This window comes from Actinomadura sp. 7K507 (genome assembly GCF_004348425.1).
In the GTDB taxonomy this organism is placed as follows: domain Bacteria; phylum Actinomycetota; class Actinomycetes; order Streptosporangiales; family Streptosporangiaceae; genus Spirillospora.
The window spans coordinates 1-13,801 of the sequence record NZ_SMKK01000049.1; the positions used below are offsets into that span (position 1 = coordinate 1).

General features: G+C 71.7%; 12 protein-coding genes and 1 pseudogene. 6 read left to right on the forward strand and 7 right to left on the reverse strand.

Features of this window, described 5'->3' with window-relative positions:
• A pseudogene (locus E1285_RS13670) lies at nucleotides 1-590 on the forward strand (bifunctional 3'-5' exonuclease/DNA polymerase); the annotation flags it as partial.
• On the opposite strand, the gene E1285_RS13675 reads toward E1285_RS13670, so the two are convergent.
• Together E1285_RS13675 and E1285_RS13680 are read right to left on the reverse strand one after the other, a co-directional pair.
• On the reverse strand, nucleotides 572-1,258 hold the full coding sequence (locus E1285_RS13675; RefSeq protein WP_132151835.1) for an SGNH/GDSL hydrolase family protein: 687 nt from the start codon (nucleotides 1,256-1,258) through the stop codon (nucleotides 572-574). The pseudogene E1285_RS13670 and the gene E1285_RS13675 overlap by 19 nt on opposite strands.
• Nucleotides 1,259-1,268: 10 nt before the next feature.
• Nucleotides 1,269-2,651, reverse strand: coding sequence for an MFS transporter (locus E1285_RS13680; RefSeq protein WP_165966601.1), 1,383 nt, complete (start codon nucleotides 2,649-2,651; stop codon nucleotides 1,269-1,271).
• Nucleotides 2,652-2,766: 115 nt separating this feature from the next.
• Between E1285_RS13680 and E1285_RS13685 the strand changes: the two genes are divergently transcribed.
• Nucleotides 2,767-3,381 carry a TetR/AcrR family transcriptional regulator gene (locus tag E1285_RS13685; protein ID WP_132151839.1) on the forward strand — a complete coding sequence of 205 codons (615 nt, stop codon included), beginning with the start codon at nucleotides 2,767-2,769 and terminating at the stop codon, nucleotides 3,379-3,381.
• Between the two features lie 165 nt (nucleotides 3,382-3,546).
• Here the strand turns inward: E1285_RS13685 and E1285_RS13690 are convergent, their stop codons facing one another.
• The 5 genes from E1285_RS13690 to E1285_RS13710 all read right to left on the reverse strand — a co-directional run bounded on the left by E1285_RS13690 (nucleotide 3,547) and on the right by E1285_RS13710 (nucleotide 8,392).
• Nucleotides 3,547-4,809 carry a flavin-dependent oxidoreductase gene (locus tag E1285_RS13690; protein WP_132151841.1) on the reverse strand — a complete coding sequence of 421 codons (1,263 nt, stop codon included), beginning with the start codon at nucleotides 4,807-4,809 and terminating at the stop codon, nucleotides 3,547-3,549.
• A 113-nt stretch (nucleotides 4,810-4,922) separates the two neighbouring features.
• Nucleotides 4,923-5,780, reverse strand: a complete 858-nt coding sequence (locus tag E1285_RS13695) for an ABC transporter ATP-binding protein (RefSeq protein WP_132151843.1) — start codon at nucleotides 5,778-5,780, stop codon at nucleotides 4,923-4,925.
• Between the two features lie 52 nt (nucleotides 5,781-5,832).
• Nucleotides 5,833-6,636, reverse strand: coding sequence for an ABC transporter permease (locus E1285_RS13700; RefSeq protein WP_132151844.1), 804 nt, complete (start codon nucleotides 6,634-6,636; stop codon nucleotides 5,833-5,835).
• Nucleotides 6,633-7,409: an ABC transporter permease subunit gene (locus E1285_RS13705; protein WP_132151846.1), complete on the reverse strand. Its 777-nt coding sequence runs from the start codon at nucleotides 7,407-7,409 to the stop codon at nucleotides 6,633-6,635. The genes E1285_RS13700 and E1285_RS13705 overlap by 4 nt, the downstream gene beginning before the upstream one ends.
• Nucleotides 7,406-8,392, reverse strand: a complete 987-nt coding sequence (locus E1285_RS13710) for an ABC transporter substrate-binding protein (protein WP_132151848.1) — start codon at nucleotides 8,390-8,392, stop codon at nucleotides 7,406-7,408. Before E1285_RS13710 ends, E1285_RS13705 begins: the two co-directional genes overlap by 4 nt.
• Before the next feature lie 348 nt (nucleotides 8,393-8,740).
• Between E1285_RS13710 and E1285_RS13715 the strand changes: the two genes are divergently transcribed.
• Genes E1285_RS13715 through E1285_RS13730 form a run of 4 tightly spaced genes read left to right on the forward strand, consistent with a single transcriptional unit; the run spans nucleotide 8,741 to nucleotide 13,706 of the window.
• On the forward strand, nucleotides 8,741-12,118 hold the full coding sequence (locus tag E1285_RS13715) for a nitrate- and nitrite sensing domain-containing protein (protein ID WP_132151850.1): 3,378 nt from the start codon (nucleotides 8,741-8,743) through the stop codon (nucleotides 12,116-12,118).
• On the forward strand, nucleotides 12,115-12,567 hold the full coding sequence (locus E1285_RS13720; RefSeq protein ID WP_132151852.1) for a roadblock/LC7 domain-containing protein: 453 nt from the start codon (nucleotides 12,115-12,117) through the stop codon (nucleotides 12,565-12,567). The genes E1285_RS13715 and E1285_RS13720 overlap by 4 nt, the downstream gene beginning before the upstream one ends.
• A 31-nt stretch (nucleotides 12,568-12,598) precedes the next feature.
• Nucleotides 12,599-13,051: a DUF742 domain-containing protein gene (locus E1285_RS13725; RefSeq protein ID WP_132151854.1), complete on the forward strand. Its 453-nt coding sequence runs from the start codon at nucleotides 12,599-12,601 to the stop codon at nucleotides 13,049-13,051.
• A 40-nt stretch (nucleotides 13,052-13,091) separates the two neighbouring features.
• Nucleotides 13,092-13,706: an ATP/GTP-binding protein gene (locus E1285_RS13730; RefSeq protein ID WP_132151908.1), complete on the forward strand. Its 615-nt coding sequence runs from the start codon at nucleotides 13,092-13,094 to the stop codon at nucleotides 13,704-13,706.
• Nucleotides 13,707-13,801: the final 95 nt, after the last annotated feature.

A 13,801-nucleotide genomic window follows, 5' to 3' on the forward strand; every position in this document is an offset into this window, starting at 1 on the left:
GGCGGGGGCTGGAGGACGGGCTGAGTGCGCGGGACAAGGCCAAGCTCGCGCTGCTGTCGGCCATGTACGGCGGCGGGACGGGGGAGGCGGTGCGGCTCCTCGCCGTGCTGAAGAACCGGTTCCCCGACGCGTTCGGGTACGTGGAGGCCGCCGCGCGGGCGGGGGAGCGCGGGCATCTCGTCCGGTCCCGGCTGGGCCGCACCTGCCCGCCGCCGTCGGCCGGGTGGCGCGAGCTGACATCGGCCGGTGATGACGCGGCCTCGCAGCCGGGTCAGGGCACGGCGGCGCAGGCGCTGCGCAGCCGGGGCCGCTTCACCCGCAACTTCGTCGTCCAGGCCACCGCCGCCGACTGGGCGCTCGCGCTGCTCGGCTCCCTGCGCCGTCGCCTCACCGCGCTCGGCGGTCTGCCGCGTCTGGTGTTCTTCCAGCACGACGAGGTCATCGTGCATACCCCCGCCGAGCTGGCCGGGGACGTCGCCGCCGCAGTCCACGCCTCGGCGGACGAGGCGGGAAGGCTGCTGTTCGGCGACACCCCGGTCGTGTTCCCCATGGAGATCGCGGTCGTGGAACGCTACGCCGACGCCAAGTAGCCCGCCATGGCCCGGATGGTGTTGGCGGCGGCGAAGGCGTGCCCCCGGGCGTTGAGGTGCAGCTGATCGCCGCTGTAGATGCCCGGGTCGGCGGCCACCGGATGGTCGGGCGGGTTGACGACATGGCAGGCGCCGTGATCGGCTGCGATGTCGGCGGCCAGGGCATTCAGCTGCCGCGTCCGAGTCGACATCACCTCCCGGTAGCGGGGCGGTCCGAGACCGGCGACCGTGATGTCCAGCAGCCCGATCGTCACGACGTCGGCCCCGGCGGCGCGGAACGCCGACACCATCGAGGCCAGCTCACGCCGTACCTCGTCCACGTCGAAGTGCCGGCGAAGCATGTCGTTGCCGCCGGCCACGACTATTGCCAGGTCGGGGCCGAACGCCAGGGCGGGCTCCAGTTGCTCGGCCGCGATCTGCGCGGCGACGAGGTCGCGGCGGCCGAGGTTGCGCGCGGTGAAGTCGGGCGCCACCGCGCGCAGGGCCTCCTCGACCCGGTCTGCCCACGACATGTCCCGGTAGCCGGGCACGGGTTCGCGGACGCCCGCCGCGACGCTGTCGCCGATCGTCACCATCCTCGTCCAGGGCGCGTCGGCCAGCAGCGCGGCCGCCTTGGCGGGGGATAGGACGGCCGGGTCCGTCCGCTCGGACAGGATCGTCTCGGTCATCGTGGTCTCCTCAGGATGTGCTGGGCCGGACGGTCAGCAGCAGCCCCGCGAGGGCCGCGCCGCCGGCGGCGAGGGTGCAGAACAGGTAGACGGCGGTGTAGTCGTCGTGCACCGCCTGGGCGGGCAGCAGCGCCGCCAGGGCCGCGATGCCGAGCGCGCCGCCGAGCTGGCGCGCCGTCGTGTTGAGGCCGGTGGCGCCGGCGAACCGCAGCGGGTCGACCGACAGCGCGGCGGCGGACGCGGTGCCGGTGCTGAGCATGCCCATCCCGGCCCCGACCAGGAGCCCGACCGGGAGCCAGAAGGTGAGGAAGTGCGGCTCGGCCGGAAGCGACGCGCACGCCCAGACACCGGAGGCGACCATGATGAGCGCGCCCCCGGCGACGGCGGGACGGACGCCGATGCGGCCGGTCAGGCGGCCCATGACGATCGCGGCCGCAGTCGCGGTGAACGCCCCGGGCGTCGAGGCGAGCCCCGCCTTGAGGATCGAGTAGTCCCACTGGGCGGTGAGGTAGAGGACGCCGAGCAGCAGCCATGAGTACAGGGCCGTCCCGTACAGGAACGAGGCGGCGTTGGCGAGGGCGAACTGGCGGCTGCGCCACAGTGAGATCTCCAGCGCGGGCACCGGGTGCCGCGCCGACCTCCACAGTGTCACGGCGACCAGGACCGCGCCGCCGATCAGCAGGGTCAGCGTGCGGGTGTCCGTCCAGGTCCAGTCCTGGGTCTGGGTGACGCCGAGCGCGATGCCGCCCACGCCGCCGCCGAGCAGGATCGTCCCGACCAGGTCGGGCAGCCGTCCGTCGCCGCTCCCGGTGCGGGGGAGGCGCAGCCCGCCCAGCACCATGGCCAGGCCGAACGGCACATTGATGATGAACAGCGACCGCCAGCCGAACTGGTCCACGAGGACCCCGCCCAGGCCGGGGCCGATGGCGGCGGCGAACGCTCCCGCCGCGCTCCACAGCCCGATGGCGCTCGCGCGCCGTTCGGCGGGCGTGTCGCGCAGGAGCAGCGCGAGCGAGGCGGGGATCATCGCGGCCGCGGCGGCGCCCTGCACCGCGCGCGTCGTCAGCAGGACGGGCAGGTTCGGCGCGATCGCGCAGGCCAGCGAGGCGAGCGTGAACAGCCCGACGCCCCACTGGTACAGCACGCGCCGGCCGACCAGGTCGGCGAGCCGCCCGGCCGGGGCGAGCAGTGCCGCGAACAGCACCGCGTACAGGGTGATCATCCAGGTGAGCCCGGAGAGCGAGGCCCCCGGGAAGTCGGCGCGCAGGTCGGGGACGGCCAGGTTGACGACGGTGGCGTCGAGCATCGCCAGGAACGTCGCCCCGGCGGCCAGCCAGGGCACGTCGCGCCGCGCGGTGGCGGCGGGCGGCGCCGCGGTGGTCTCGGCGGTCATACGGAGCCTCTCCAAGGAAAATAAACGAACGGTCGTACACTCTTTGGTGCAGACCTCGCCCGTCAAGGGGGTTGCCGCATTGACTTTGCACGAACGGTCGTGCAGATTAGTTGGCGTGAGCACCGACGGGCGGGTTCTCAAGGGTGAGCAGACACGCCAGGCCATCCTCGGCCGCGCCGCCGACATCGCGTCGGCGGAGGGGCTGGAGGGCCTGTCGATCGGCCGGCTCGCCACCGAGCTGCGGATCAGCAAGAGCGGCGTCTTCACGCACTTCGGATCCAAGGAGGAACTGCAGCTCGCGACCGTCGCCAAGGCCGTCGACGTCTACCGCGAGCACGTCATCGAGCCCGCCCTCGCCGTCCCCCGAGGCTTCGGGCGCGTCCGGGCGCTGCTGGACGCCTGGCGGCGCTACCAGCGCCAACCCGTCTTCCCCGGCGGTTGCTTCTTCGACTCCACGATGGCCGAGTTCGACGCCCGCCCGGGGCGCGTCCGCGACGCCATCGCGTCCTCACAACGCGACTGGCGGGACTTCCTGGAGCGCTGCCTGCGCCAGGCCCGGGAGCACGGTGAAATCGACGCGGCCACCGACGTCGCCCAGCTCGCGTTCGAGCTGGACGCCGTCTGCCGCGGCGGCTCAACGCAGGCACGCCTCCACGACGACCCGTCCTTCTACGATCGCGCCGCCCACGCCATGAGCACCCGTCTGGACGCGGTAACGACCGCCCGGTGATGCAGTATGCCGGCCGCCTGACTCAGGATTCGTCGGCGGGCGGGTCGTCGTCGGCGACGGTCAGGTCCAGGAGGGACGGCTCCGTAGTGATCGAGGCACCTGCATCCGGTCCCGAGGTCGGACGGCACGATCGCGGCGGCGAGCCGGATCCCTCAGGGCGGGTTCTCAGGCGGAGGGTGTGTAGGACGGGCGGGTGTTGAGGGTTTCGACGTCGGAGAACGACGTCTGGCGGTAGGCGCCGGCGATGGTGTTCAGCTCGGTCGGCGCCAGGACGTCCTCGATGGCGTCGAAGCCCTCCGGTGCGCGTTCGCTGACGGTCTGCAGGATGCGGTCGGCGGGCATGTCGCGGCAGGCCAGCACGATGCGGTTGACCGTCTCGCGGCGTTCCCGCTCGTAGGCGAGCAGCCCGGCGCCGGGATCGGCGGCCTTGACCAGCTCGTGCGCCAGGACGCGGGCGTCGAGGACGGCCTGCGAGCCGCCGTTGGAACCGATCGGGTACATCGGGTGGGCGGCGTCGCCGAGCAGGGTCACCCGGCCGGACGTCCAGCGGTCGAGGGGGTCCCGGTCGACCATCGGGTACTCCAGGATCTCCGCCGTGGCGGACAGCATCGCCGGGATGTCCAGCCAGTCGAACGTCCAGTCCGCGAAGTAGGGGAGGACGTCCTCCAGGCGGCCCGTCCGGTTCCAGTCGGCGGTGTCGTCGAGCTGGTCGTCGGCGAGCTTCACCTCCGCGACCCAGTTCAGGAGCGCTTTGCCCCGCCGCTCGGCGCGCATGGAGATCGGGTAGGCGACCATCTTGGACGCGGCGTTGCTGCCCGCGATCGCGAGAGTCCGGCCGTTCAGGAACGGCTCGCCCTCGGTGACGCCGCGCCACATCCTGATGCCGTTCCACAGCGGCGCCGACTCGCCCGGGTGGAGCTGCGCCCGGACGGCGGAGTGCAGCCCGTCGGCGCCGATCAGCACGTCGGCCGTGACGGTGCCGGCGGTGCCGGACGCGCGGTCGAGCAGGCGCGCCCGCACCTGCGTCCCGTCCTGCTCGAAGCCCTCGAAGACGGTCCCGGTGCGGACGGCGTCCTTGCCGAGCCGCGCCAGGACCGCGTCGAGCAGCGCCATCTGCAGCTCTCCGCGGTGGATCGAGTACTGCGGCCAGTGGTAGCCGAGCGCCCGTCCCCGCGGCTCGGCCCAGATCCGGCCGCCGTACCGGTCGAAATGCACCGTCTGGGCGGTCGGGATGCCGATCTCGGCCAGTTCGTCGCCGAGCCCGAGTTCGGTGAGCTCCCGGACGGCGTGGGGAAGCAGGTTGATGCCGACGCCGAGCGGCCGCAGCTGGACGGCGGAGTCGACGACGAGCGCCTCGACACCGGCCTCACGCAGGCTCAGCGCGGTGGTGAGCCCGCCGATCCCCGCACCAACGATGAGTACGCGCATGAATCGCCTCCCGTTCGTCCCGGGCAGGCGGGGCCGGTGTGGCGGCGGCCCCGTCCGCCCCGGACTCGTTCCCGTTCGCCGCTCATGGCGGCGGTCTTCAGTGAGTGGGTGCTTCAGTGAGCGGGCTTGGCGCCCTTGCCCACGCCGGACTCCTTCAGCTTCTCCGGCTCCTGGTCCTCCGCCTCGGACCGTTCGGCGGCGGGCGCCGCGCCGGGCACCTTCGCGCCGCCGCGGACGAGCCGGCCGACCTCGGCCCGGAGCTGCACGAACTCGGGCAGCCCGCGGGTGTCGATCTGGTCGCGGACGGACGGCAGCCCGACGGGCAGGTCCGCGTGCACCCGGGCGGGTGAGCGGTTCAGCACGACCACCCGGTCGCCGACGTAGACGCTCTCGTCGATGTCGTGGGTGACCAGCAGGATCGTTATCTTCTGGGTGCGGTGCACCTCCAGGACGAGATCCTCCAGGTCCTCCCGGGTCTGCGCGTCGACGGAACCGAACGGCTCGTCCATCAGCATCAGCGAGGGGCGGTAGGCCAGCGCCCGGGCGATCGACACGCGCTGCTGCATGCCGCCGGACAGCTGCCACGGGTACTTGCGGCCCGCGTCGTGCAGGCCGACGGATTCCAGTGCCTCCTCCGCGGCGGCGCGCCGCTGCGAGCGCGACTTCCCGCGCCGGCGCAGCGGCAGCGCGACGTTGTCGCGGACGCTCAGCCAGGGGAACAGCGACCGGCTGTAGTCCTGGAAGACCACCGCGAGGTCGTCGGGCACGCCGTTGATCGGCTTCCCGTCCAGGGTGAGCGTCCCGCCGGTCGGGCGGATCAGCCCGGCGATGCAGCGCAGCAGGGTGGACTTGCCGCAGCCGGACGGGCCGACGATGCTGACGAGTTGCCCGTCCGGGACGGTGAGGTCGAGCCCGTCGATGGCCCGGTGGCCGTCGCCGTAGGAGTGCGTGAGGCCGGTTATCTGAAGCATCACGGCCGCCTTTTCTGTGTGTGCGTTCTGAGGGTCAGCATGAGGGTCATCGTCAGTTCGCGAGCCTCTGCGCGCCGATGTGCCAGGCCAGCAGGCGGCGTTCCAGGAGCATGAACACGGCGTTGAACAGGAAGCCGAGGATGCCCAGCATGACGATGCCGGCCCACATCCGGGGCAGTTCGAACGCGCGCTGGGCGCCGATGAGCTCGGAGCCGATGCCCGCGGTGCTGCCGAACAGCTCCGAGATGACCATGAGGATCAGCGCGAACGACAGCGCCACCCGCAGCCCCGCGAAGATCTTCGGCGCCGCTCCCGGGAGGATGATCGTCACCAGCCGGCGCAGCCGGCCGATGCCGAACACCCTGGCGGTCTCCAGCTGCAGGGTGTCCACGGTGCGGACGCCGTCGCAGGTGTTGAGCAGCACCGGCCACACCACGCCGAACGCGATCGTGACGACCTGCATCGTCGTGCCGAGCTGGAAGACGATGATGAAGAAGGGCAGCAGGGTCGGCGGCGGTACGGCGCGGAGGAACTCCAGCACCGGTGACGCCATGTCGTACAGGGTCTGGGACCGTCCGATGGCCGCGCCCACCACGACGCCGACGGCGCCCGCGGAGGCCCACCCGATGAACAGGTGGCTCAGGCTGGTGGAGAAGTCGTCCGTGGCGTTGTCCGTGAGGAACAAGCTGGACGCGGGTCCCGAGAACCAGAGTTCGTGCAGCGCCTTGACGATCGTGGTGGGCGGCGGGAAGTAGGTCTCGTTCACCGCACGGGTGATCAGCTCCCACAGCACGACGAAGAGGACGACCAGCCAGGCGCGCTCGATGAACCCTCGCAGGGCTTTCAGGGCCCTCATGCGATCCCCTCCACGCGGGCGCTGTGCCAGCGGAACGCCACCCGTTCTAGCCCGAGAAGCGCCAGGTTGGCCAGTAGCCCGAGGACACCGGCCCAGACGGCCCCGGCCAGGAGCAGGTCGGTCCGGCCGCCGCCGGCCTGGGTGGAGCTGAGGTAGATTCCCACGCCGTTGACCCCTCCGGCCAACAGCTCGGTGCTGACCACGACGATGAGGGCGACGGACGCGGCGATGCGGACGCCGGTGGTGATGAACGGCGCGGCGCTCGGGAGCGAGACGCGCCACAGCACCGACGGCGTCCCGAATCCGAAGGCGCGCAGGCTCTCCTTGGCGACCGGGTCGACGTCGCGAAGCGCGTACAGGGTGTTGATCAAGATCGGCCACAGGCAGGCGTAGAAGATCAGGGACATCTTCATCTGCGTGGGGTCGGCGAACAGGATGATGGCGAGCGGGATCAGCGCGACCGAGGGGATGGGGCGCAGCAGTTCGACCAGCGCGCGGGCGGCGGTGCCCAGCAGCGGGACCGAGCCGAGCAGGACGCCCAGCGGGACCGCCACGAGCACCGCCAGCGCGAGCCCCCCGAACCACGCCTGCAGCGTGGCTCCGACGTCGAGGAGAAAGTCCTGGTCGACGGCCAGTTTCGCGGCCTCCCCCAAAACGGTCGACGCCGGGGGCAGGGCGGTCTCGTCGATGAGGCCTGCACGGCTTACGACCTCGAGGACGGCGACCACCCCGGCAGCCCCGGCGGCGCCCAAAGCGATGCGGCGAAAATTCATGCGGCGGAGTCGGCGATGAACTGCTTGACGTCGATCTTCTTCTCGATGTACTCGAACTCGAGCATCAGGTCCGCCACGCGCTGGAGGCGGGTGGCGCTCAGCGTCGTCGGGAACGTGCCGTAGCTCATGGTCGAGGCGACCTTGGCGTCGATGCCCTTGGCGAAGGTCGGCAGGGTGTCCTGCACGAGCTTGCGGTCGGCGGCCATGCCCTGGGCCTTCTGCATCGCGCGCTGGAAGGCGGCGGACGTCTTCGGGTTCTCCTTGATGAACTCCTCGGTGGCGGCGTAGCCGGCGATCGGGAAGTCGGCGGTCGGGCCGCTGGACAGGTCGGCGACCATGCGGGCGCCCATCGACTGCTCCATCTGGGTACCGAACGGCTCGATCGCCTGGACGGCCTCAACGCTCTTGGACTTCAGGCCCTGCTCCATGTTGGGCGGGGGGATCTCGACGAAGTTGTCGTCCTCGTCGAACTCCACGTTCACGGGCTTGGCGGCGGCGCGGACCAGCAGCGTGCTGATGTTGCGGCGGGTGTTGACGCCGATCTTCTTGCCCTTGAGGTCCGCGACCGTCTGGTACGGGGAGTCCTTGCGCACCATCAGGGTGTGCGACTTCGAGGCGCTCTGGAAGCCCTCGGCGACGATCTTCGGCTTGAAGCCGGGGTCCTTGATGCCGGCGGTGAACAGCGACACGTAGTTGCCGAAGCTGAAGTGCAGCCGGCCGCTCTTCAGCAGCGGGATACCGGCGGCGCCACCCTGGATGACCTGCGTCTTCACGTTCAGGCCCTCGGCCTTGAACAGGCCCTTGTCGATGGCGATCTGGATGGGGACGGTGTCGGCGATCGTCATCGTGCCGAGGGTGATATCGGACTTCTCCAGGCCGTTGGCCGAGGTACCGTCCTCGGAGTCGCCGCAGGCGACGCCGGTCAGCCCGAGCACGATGGCGAGCGCGCCGCCGATGACTGTGCGGCGGTGGGAAGCAGACATGAACAACGCTCCAGTTTGCGGGGGAAGCTGGTTGAAAGCTGATCTTTCAACGAGGCGGGAGCGTAGCGCACCCCGGGCGCGCCATGGGCGAGATGCCAGCTTTACGTGCACTTATGTGAACACTCATGAACAAGCTGTGACATTTCTATCTCCTGCATCACAAGTCTAGACCTGTGTGATCATTCGGGTTGGCCATGATGGTTGCTCTGTGTTGCAATGTTCGGCGCTTGCCCACAGTGGTGCGGGCAGGCGACACGACCCGGATCTCCGTCAGGGTCACTGTGCGCCGCGAGCGATCGACCCATTGAGAGGTAGCGGAGGGCAGTGCGGAAAGCCGAAGGGGCCGAGATGGCCCCGCAGTCCCCTCAGCCAGTCCCGTCTGCCAGCGAAGACGCCCCCAAGCGAGGCTTCCTGGGAGGCCGGCTCAAGCTGCGCAACTGGCGCGTGCGGACGCGCCTCTTCGCCCTCATCGCGGTGCCCACGATCGTGGCCGCACTCCTTGCGGGCTACCGCGTCCAGGTCTCCATGGACGACGCCGACGCCTTCAGCCAGACGGGCGATATGGCTACGCTCGGTAAGGATCTGACTGCGCTCACGCAACAGGTGGAGAACGAGCGCGACGCGATGGCGAGGCTGGCCTCGGGAGGCGTGCGCGCCATCGACGAAGACCAGCTCAAGGCGATCCAGCAGGCGGTGAACGCCGCCGCGCGCAAGGTGCGGGAGACGGCCGACGGCCTCGACGTCGCCTCGCCCGCGACGGAACAGGCGATCGACAACGTCCTCGACCGGGCCGACGACCTGGCCGCGCTGCGGTCGGTGTCCACGCGCCTCGCGTCCGGCGTGATCATCACCAAGTACGGCGAGTTCATCGACGACTTCAGCAACTACCACCTGCTGGTCGCCCAGGAGGCCCCGACGCCCGGGCTCGCGCAGACCGCGCTCGCGCTCGCCGACCTCGCCAAGGCCAAGAACGCGGCGTCCCGCGAGCGGGCGCTCATCGCCGCGGCCCTCTACGAGGGAGGGTTCTCACCGTTCGGCCGCGCCGCGGTCGACGATGCCCGCACCGGCCTGAGCCGAAGCATCGATACGTTCCGCGGCCTGGCCACACCGGCTCAGCTGCGGATCTTCGAGGACACCGTCGCCGGCCCCGAACTGGACCGTGCGGAGATCTCCCGGCTGCGGACGCTCGCCGTCGCCGACGCGTCCCCGTCGCTGCGGGTCAGGCTCGGCCGCAACTTCGCCCAGGACTGGGCGAACGACTCCAACGTGCGCGTCACCAAGCTGCACGAGGTCGAGCGGAACGTCGCCGCCGAGCTCGCGGACACCGCGAACGAGGCCAAGTCCGACGCCCAGACCGACGCGATCCGCGACGGGGCGCTGCTGTTCCTCGTCCTCGCGATCGTCCTGGCGACCGTCATCCTCGTGGCCCGCTCCCTGGTGCGGCCGCTGCTGCGGCTGCAGTCCGGCGCGCTGGAGGTGGCCGGCACGCGGCTGCCGGGCCTGGTCGACCGGCTGCGCGACCCGGAGGCCGCCGCCGGCGGCATCGAGGTCGAACCGATCGAGATCGACTCCACCGACGAGATCGGCCAGGTCGCGCGGGCCTTCGACGAGGTCCACCGCGAGGCGGTCCGGCTGGCGGCCGACGAGGCCGTCCTGCGCGGCAACATCAACGCGATGTTCGTCAACCTCTCGCGCCGGAGCCAGTCCCTGATCGAGCGCCAGCTGCGCCTGATCGAGGAACTGGAGCAGAGCGAGCGCGACGAGGAGCAGCTCGGAAACCTGTTCCGGCTGGACCACCTGGCCACCCGCATGCGCCGCAACTGTGAGAACCTCCTCGTCCTCGGCGGTCAGGAGCAGGTGCGCCGGTGGAACCAGGCCGTCCCGCTGATCGACGTCGTCCGCGCTTCACTGTCCGAGGTTGAGCAGTACGAACGGGTCGCGTTGCGGGTTCAAGGCGACATGACCGTCGCCGGGCCCGTCGTCAACGACCTCGTCCACCTGCTCGCCGAGCTGATCGAGAACGCCACGGTCTTCTCGTCCGAGCACACGAAGGTGACCGTCTCCGGCCAGATGCTGAGCGGCGGCGGCTCGATGCTGCAGATCACCGACAACGGCGTCGGCATGTCGGCGGAGGAGCTGGAGCAGGCCAACTGGCGGCTGGCGAACCCGCCCGTCATCGACTTCTCCGCGGCACGGCGCATGGGCCTGTTCGTGGTCGGCCGCCTGGCGGTCCGGCACGGCATCCGGGTGGAGCTGCGCGCCGCCCAGGGCGGCGGCCTCACCGCGTTCGTGGTGCTGCCGGACGCGGTGATCACCCCCGGCGAGTCCAACGGCGTCGGCGCCCGCGGCTTCGGCGGGCGCGAGACCGAGGGCCAGCAGCTCGCCGCGCTGACCGCGACCGCCGAGCCGCCCGCCATCGGCTCCGGCGGCGCGTTCCGGCAGGACGACTACGGGCCCGCGGGGCAGCCGGCGGGCGCGCCGATGGGCGGGGGGACCGGTTCCCACTCGATGATCGGCGGCTCCGGCACCGGGCCGCTGCGCCCCCTGCGCGGCGGCACCGGCCCCCAGCCGGCCATGAACGAGACCGGCCCGATCCCGGCCGCCGGGACCGGCGCGCACGCCGCGTTCCCGGGCACGGGCCCGCAGCAGGCCCTCCCGCACGGCGAGCAGGGGCCGCCCGGAGCCCGGCGTCCGCCCGCGGACGACCCGTACCAGCCCGGCGACGGGCAGCCCCCGCGCAGGCCGGGCGAGCTGCCCATCCGGCGGCCGGGTGCGCAGCTTCCCGGACGCCCCGCCGACGACGGCATGTCCAACGGCCTCTTCCAGCCGCGCAGCGAGCGGCAGCAGGACGGCGGAGCCGCCGGCAACGGCGCCTACCACCCCCCGGGCGGCCCGCAGTCCGTCGTCCCGGAGGCCCAGCCGGTGGTGCCCGAGCCGGGCACGGGGCGGCAGATCCCGTGGGGGACGGGGCCGCTGGAGCAGGTCAGCGGGAACTCGGGGCAGCCGTCACATGACCCCTACGGGGACGCTTCGGCGACCGGCGCCCACCCCCGGCCCGGTCGCGCCCAGTGGGAGACCGGCGAGATACCGGCGCAGGAACCGGCCCGGCCGGGCGCGATGTCCGCGCCGCACGCGCCGGAGGAGGTCGCGAACCCCGTCCCCGAACCGTCCATGCGGGCGCCCCAGGCCCCGCCGGCGCAGGCTCCGCCCGAGCAGAAGGCGCCGCCGCGGGTCCCCGAGCGTTCGCCCATCTTCGACGCGATGCAATCGGAGTGGTTCATGCGAAGGTCGGGAGACGGGTCCGGGGAGGACCCGGTGCGGGGCTGGGAGTCCCCGGCGGACGCGGGATTCCGCGCCGCCGAGGCCGCCCGCGAGCCCGTCGCGACGTCCCGCACCAACGTCGGTCTGCCCAAGCGGGTGCCCGGCAAGAACCGGGTGCCGGGGGCGGTCGGCCGCGCGGCCACGCCGGCCGGTGGCGCGCAGGCGGCCGGTCCGGCGCAGGGCCAGGCGGCGCCGCAGGGGCAGGCCCAGCCGGCGCCGGGCGGGCACGGACCGGGCCAGCACACAGATGGTCAGCAGGGATTCGGCCAGACGGCCGACGTTGTACGCAACCGTTTCGCGAGCCTCCAGCGTGGCGTCCATCGGGGACGCCACGAGGCTCGCGGTGCAGGCACGTCAGGTGAGGCGCCGTCACAGGGTGACGGCGAGACAGGAGGCACCCGGTGAGCGGGCAGGATCTCAACTGGTTGGTGACGAACTTCGCGGACCGTGTCGCGAAGGTCGCGCACGCCGTCGTGGTCTCCTCGGACGGATTGCCGATGGCGTACTCGTCGGGCTTCCCGCCCGAGCGTGCGGACCAGCTCTCGGCGATCGCCTCCGGGTTGATGAGCCTCACCCAGGGCGCGGCGAAGATCTTCGACGCGGGCGGGGTCAACCAGACCGTCGTCGAGATGGACCGCGGCCTGCTGTTCGTGATGTCCATCACGAACGGGTCGGTGTTCGCGGTGCTGGCGGCGCCCGACTGCGACCTCGGGCTCGTCGCGTACGAGATGACGCTGCTGGTCGAGCGCGTGGGCCGGGTGCTGACGCCCGCGCTGCGCGCCCAGGATCAGGGCCAGCCTCCGTACTCGGGGCCTCCGGTGACGGAGATGGGCGCCGGTCCCGCCCGCTATTAGACCGTGACTGACTCTGACGGAGGTCGGCGACATGGATCGAGGCAGCTTCGGAGGCAGTCCCGGGGGTCCCGGGCGCTGGCCTGGTGATCAGGGGCGGACACCGGCCCCGGCTCGTCCCCCTGAGCGTCCCGAGAACGAGACCAGCTCGCTGGTGCGCCCGTACGCCGTGACCGGGGGGAGGACCAAGCCGCGCTACGATCTGGCGATCGAGGCGCTGGTCACCGCGGCGCCGTACCCGCCGCGGGACGTGGCCGTGCTGACCCCCGAGTACCGGGCGATCATGGACCTGTGCCGGTCGGCCCGCTCGGTGGCCGAGGTCTCGGCCCTGCTGCGCCTGCCGCTCGGCGTGGCGCGGGTCCTCGTCGCCGACATGGCCGTCGAAGGGCTGCTGCGGCTTCACCAGTCCCAGCCCGCCACCACCGCCGGCGGACAGCCGGACCTCCGCTTGCTAGAAAGGGTGCTCAGTGGCCTTCGGAAGCTCTGACCAGGTTCCGGCCCCGGGGTCGCACGGCGGAGAGGCCGAGCTGACCTCGGTCAAGATCGTCGTCGGCGGCGGGTTCGGTGTCGGCAAGACCACCTTCGTCGGGTCGGTCTCGGAGATCATGCCGCTCACCACCGAGGCGGTGATGACCGCGGCCAGCGCCGACGTGGACGACCTGTCGGCCGTGCCCGACAAGACGACCACGACGGTCGCGATGGACTTCGGGCGCGTGTCGCTCGACAGCGAGCTGATCCTCTACCTGTTCGGCACCCCCGGGCAGCATCGCTTCTGGTTCATGTGGGACGACCTGGTCCGCGGCGCGATCGGCGCCGTCGTGCTGGTCGACACCCGCCGGCTGGAGGACTGCTTCGCCGCGGTGGACTACTTCGAGGAGCTCGGCCTGCCGTTCGTGGTGGGCGTCAACGGGTTCCACGGGGAGTTCCAGTACGCGGTGGAGGACATCCGCGACGCCCTGTCGATCAGCGCGCACGTGCCGATCGTCCAGTGCGACGCGCGGAGCCGCGAGTCCACCAAGCAGGTGCTGATCACGCTCGTCCAGCACGCGATGTCGATGCACGCCATGCCGTCCGCGGGCGCCTCCGCGCCGCCCGCCGCGTCCGGCGGCCAGGTCGGAACCGCCTCGCCGAGCTGGACCTGACGCGGCTTCCCCTGAACCGGACCACGGTCGCGTAAGCCGTGTGGTCGTATGCACGGTGCATGATTTATCTTCGTGATCGACCATGAACCGGAAAT

Coding starts and splice junctions, on each gene's coding strand:
- E1285_RS13675 (WP_132151835.1), bottom strand. CDS start 1,258: ATGACCGAGACGATCCTGTCCGAGCGGACGGACCCGGCCGTCCTATCC.
- E1285_RS13680 (WP_165966601.1), bottom strand. CDS start 2,651: ATGACCGCCGAGACCACCGCGGCGCCGCCCGCCGCCACCGCGCGGCGC.
- E1285_RS13700 (WP_132151844.1), bottom strand. CDS start 6,636: ATGAGGGCCCTGAAAGCCCTGCGAGGGTTCATCGAGCGCGCCTGGCTG.
- E1285_RS13725 (WP_132151854.1), top strand. CDS start 12,599: ATGGATCGAGGCAGCTTCGGAGGCAGTCCCGGGGGTCCCGGGCGCTGG.
- E1285_RS13715 (WP_132151850.1), top strand. CDS start 8,741: ATGGCCCCGCAGTCCCCTCAGCCAGTCCCGTCTGCCAGCGAAGACGCC.
- E1285_RS13690 (WP_132151841.1), bottom strand. CDS start 4,809: ATGCGCGTACTCATCGTTGGTGCGGGGATCGGCGGGCTCACCACCGCG.
- E1285_RS13710 (WP_132151848.1), bottom strand. CDS start 8,392: ATGTCTGCTTCCCACCGCCGCACAGTCATCGGCGGCGCGCTCGCCATC.
- E1285_RS13705 (WP_132151846.1), bottom strand. CDS start 7,409: ATGAATTTTCGCCGCATCGCTTTGGGCGCCGCCGGGGCTGCCGGGGTG.
- E1285_RS13695 (WP_132151843.1), bottom strand. CDS start 5,780: ATGCTTCAGATAACCGGCCTCACGCACTCCTACGGCGACGGCCACCGG.